The sequence below is a fragment of the Cupriavidus sp. SS-3 genome (assembly GCF_035818815.1).
Classification (GTDB): Bacteria; Pseudomonadota; Gammaproteobacteria; order Burkholderiales; family Burkholderiaceae; genus Cupriavidus; species Cupriavidus taiwanensis_C.
The window spans coordinates 1-3,788 of record NZ_JAYLVT010000039.1; the positions used below are offsets into that span (position 1 = coordinate 1).

At 72.8% G+C, this 3,788-nt stretch carries 2 protein-coding genes; both read left to right on the forward strand.

Annotated elements, in window-relative coordinates; translation table 11 throughout:
- Nucleotides 1-2,171, forward strand: a 2,171-nt coding sequence (locus U9J39_RS29290) for an amino acid adenylation domain-containing protein (RefSeq protein ID WP_326348786.1), incomplete at its 5' end; no start/stop codon positions are given.
- A partial coding sequence (locus U9J39_RS29295; protein ID WP_326348787.1) for a condensation domain-containing protein occupies nucleotides 2,172-3,788 on the forward strand: 1,617 nt, incomplete at its 3' end. It lies immediately after the preceding gene.

Here is a 3,788-nt window from a genome sequence, read left to right on the forward strand (position 1 = left end):
CCGGCTTGGGCGGCCAGGCCCTGTTCGATTCGATCGTCGTGTTCGAGAACTACCCGGTCGACGCGGCGCTGCGCCGCGCGCCGGCCGGGCTGTCGTTCTCCGGTATCGGCAATCGGGCCGAGACCAACTATCCGCTGGCGCTGGTGTTCGCCCACACCGACACGCTGCGCCTGACCTGCCGCTTCGACCGCGCCGTGCTCGGCGAAGCGCAGTCGCGCACGCTGGCGCACGGCGTGTTTGCGGTGCTGCGCCAGATGGCCGCGGATGCGGCCAGGCCACTGGGCCGCGTCAGCCTGGCCGGGGCTGACGCGCCGCTGGCCGTCCCCGCAACCACGGCCCGGCTGGCACACCATCGCTTCGAAGCCCATGCGGCCGCGACACCGGCAGCCGTGGCACTGGCGGCGGATGGCGAGGAACTGGGCTACCGGGAACTCAACCGGCGGGCCAATGCCCTCGCGCATCGACTGGCCGCGCAGGGCGTGGGGCCGGATGTGCGCGTGGGCGTGCTGGCCGAGCGCTCCGTCGAGATGGTCGTCGCCCTGCTGGCCATCCTCAAGGCCGGCGGCGCCTACGTGCCGTTCGACCCGGACTATCCCGCCGACCGCCTGGCCTACATGGTCGCGGACAGCCGCGTGGCGATGCTGCTCGTGCAGCGGACCGACGTCATCGCGCCGTTGCCGGCGGCCGTGCCGGTGATCGACCTGAGCGCGCCATCCTTGTATGACGGCGAGCACGCCAACCCTTCGCCGGAGCTGCATCCGCACCACCTGGCCTATGTGATCTACACCTCGGGATCCACCGGGCGGCCGAAAGGCGTGGGCATCTCGCACGCGGCGCTGGCCCACTACCTGCACGGCGTGCTGTCGCAACTGGCGCTGGCGCCGGCGTCGCGCATGGCCATGGTGTCGACGCCCGCGGCCGATCTGGGCCACACGGTGCTGTTCGGCGCGCTGGCCAGCGGCGGCGCGCTGCACCTGCCGGCGCGCCGCTGCGTGTTCGATGCCGCGGCCTTCGCGCGCTACATGGCGCAGCACCGCATCGGCGTGCTCAAGATCGTGCCCGGCCACCTGCGTGCCTTGCTCGACGGCGCGCAGGCGGCCGGGGTGGCGCTTGCCGACGTGCTGCCCGGACACACCCTGGTGCTGGGCGGCGAAGCCACCGACGCGGCGCTGCGCGCGCGCCTCCACGCGGCCCGGCCGGCGTGCCGGCTGGTCAATCACTACGGGCCGACCGAGACCACCGTGGGCGTGCTCGTGCACGCGGCCGGCACCACGGCGCAGCCAGGCACCGGCTTGCCGCTGGGGCAACCGCTGCCCGGCACCCGCGCTTGCGTGCTGGACGCCCAGCTGTGTCCGCTACCCGACGGCATCGCCGGTGAACTCTATATCGGCGGCCCCGCGCTGGCGCGCGGCTACCTTGGCCGTGCCGCGTCTACCGCAGACCGGTTCGTGCCCGATCCGTTCGCCGGCGACGGCGCGCGCCTGTACCGCACCGGCGACCGCGTGCGGCGCCGCGCCGACGGCGTGTTCGAATACCTGGGCCGCGTCGACGACCAGGTCAAGATCCGCGGTTTCCGCGTGGAGCCGGGCGAAGTGGCGGCGCAGCTGGCGGCGCTGCCGCAGGTCCGCGAGGCCGCGGTAGTCGCCGCGCCTGCTGCCGGCGGCATGCAACTGGTCGGCTATGCGGTGCCGCAAGCGGATGCCCGGCCCGATCCCGCCGCGCTGTGCCGCGCCCTGGCCGCCACCCTGCCGCCGCATATGGTGCCGGCCGCCATCGTGCTGCTCGATGCGCTGCCGCTCACCGCCAATGGCAAGCTGGACCGCCAGGCGCTGCCGGCCCCGCACGCCGCCGCACCCGCCGCGGCCGCGGCGCGGGAAGCGCCGCAGGGCGAGCTCGAGATCCGTCTCGCCGGCATCTGGCAAGCCCTGCTGCAGGTGCCCGCGGTAGGCCGCCACGACAACTTCTTCGCACTGGGTGGCCATTCGCTGCTGGCCGTCCAGCTCCTGTCCCGGATCCAGGGCGAACTGGGCATCGAGGTGCCGCTGGCACAGCTGTTCGGCGCCGCCACGCTGGCCGAACTGGCCGCTGCGCTGCCATCCCAGCAACGCCATGCCGATGAAGCCGCCCTGCTGGAACTGGAAGCGTTCGCCAATACCCTGGAGTCAGTCTGAATGATCGAAGCCAATACCGCGGCCCGGCTGGCCGCGCGCTTTGCCACGCTGGCGCCGGCCCAGCGCCGCGCCTTTCTCGACAAGATGGCCGAGCAAGGCATCGCATTCTCGCAACTGCCGATCCCCGCGCTGCCGCGGCCCGATGCCCCGGCCGGCTACCACGCGCCGCTGTCGTACGCGCAGCAGCGCCAGTGGTTCCTGCACCGTTTCGCGCCGGACAGCGCGGCCTACCACATCAGCAGCCGCGTGGCGCTGCACGGCGAACTCGACATCGGCGCCCTGCAGGCGGCCTTTGCCGCGCTGGTGCAGCGCCATGAAGCCCTGCGCACGGCATTCCTGGACGATGTCGACGGCACAGTGCGGCAGCATGTGCGCCCGGCAGCCAGCATTGAACTGCCGCTGACCGACTTGTCGGCCGACCCCGGCGGCGCCGATGCGCATGCGGCGGCGATCGCCGAGGCGCCGTTCGACCTGGGCAGCGCGCCGTTGCTGCGGGTACACCTGCTGCGCCTGGGCGCGCGGGACCATCTGCTGGTGCTGGCGATGCACCATATCGTCTCGGACGGCTGGTCGATGCAATTGCTGATCGACGAGCTGGCGGCGGCCTACCGCGCGCATCGGCTCGGCCAGCCCTTGCCGCAGGCCGGCCAGGCGATCGGCTACACCGACTACGCCGTGTGGCAGCGCAACTGGCTCGAGGCCGGCGAGCAGGCGCGGCAACTCGCCTGGTGGCGCGCGGCGCTGGACGGTGCCCCTGGCGTGCTGGCGCTGCCGACCGACCGTGCGCGCCCCGCGGTGGCCGCCTACCGTGCGCAGCGCTGCGAGATCGAGCTTCCCGACAGGCTTGCCCACGCGCTGCGCGAACGCGCGCAAGCCAGCGGCGGTACGCTGTTCATGGCGTTGCTGGCCGGCTTCCAGGCACTGTTGTACCGCTACACCGGCAGCCGCGATCTGTGCGTGGGCGTGCCCGTGGCCGGCCGCAACCGCATGGAAACCGAGCGCGTGGTAGGCCTGTTCGTCAACACGCAGGTCGTGCGCGCGCACGTTGGCGGCAGCCAGTCCCTGTCGGCGCTGCTCGGCGAGACCCGGGAAGCCGTGCTGGGCGCGCAGGCGCACCAGGACCTGCCGTTCGAGCAACTGGTGGAGGCGCTGCAGCCCGAGCGCAGCGTCAGCTACCACCCGCTGTTCCAGGTGGTGCACAACCACCGCCGCGGCGACCGCGCCGCGCGTGTTGCGCTGCCCGGCCTCGACCTGGAAAGCGCGCCGGTAGGCGAGCGCACCACGGCGCTGGAGCTGACGCTCGATACCCGCGAGGACAGCGACGGCCATGTCCATGCGTGCTTTTACTATGCCGCGGAACTGTTCGACGCCGGCACGGCGGAGCGGCTTGCGCGCCATTACGTGCGGCTGCTGAGCCGGCTGGCCGACGCGCCCGAACAATCGCTCGATGCGGTGGACCTGCTTGACGAGTCCGAACACCGCAGCCTGCTGGCGCTGGGCCAGGGCGAGGCGCCTGCCGGCGAGGCCCTGCCCGTGCACACGCACATCGCCCGCCACGCGGCGGCGCGCCCCGATGCCGTCGCCGTGATCTGCGGCGAACAGGTGCTGCGCTACGGT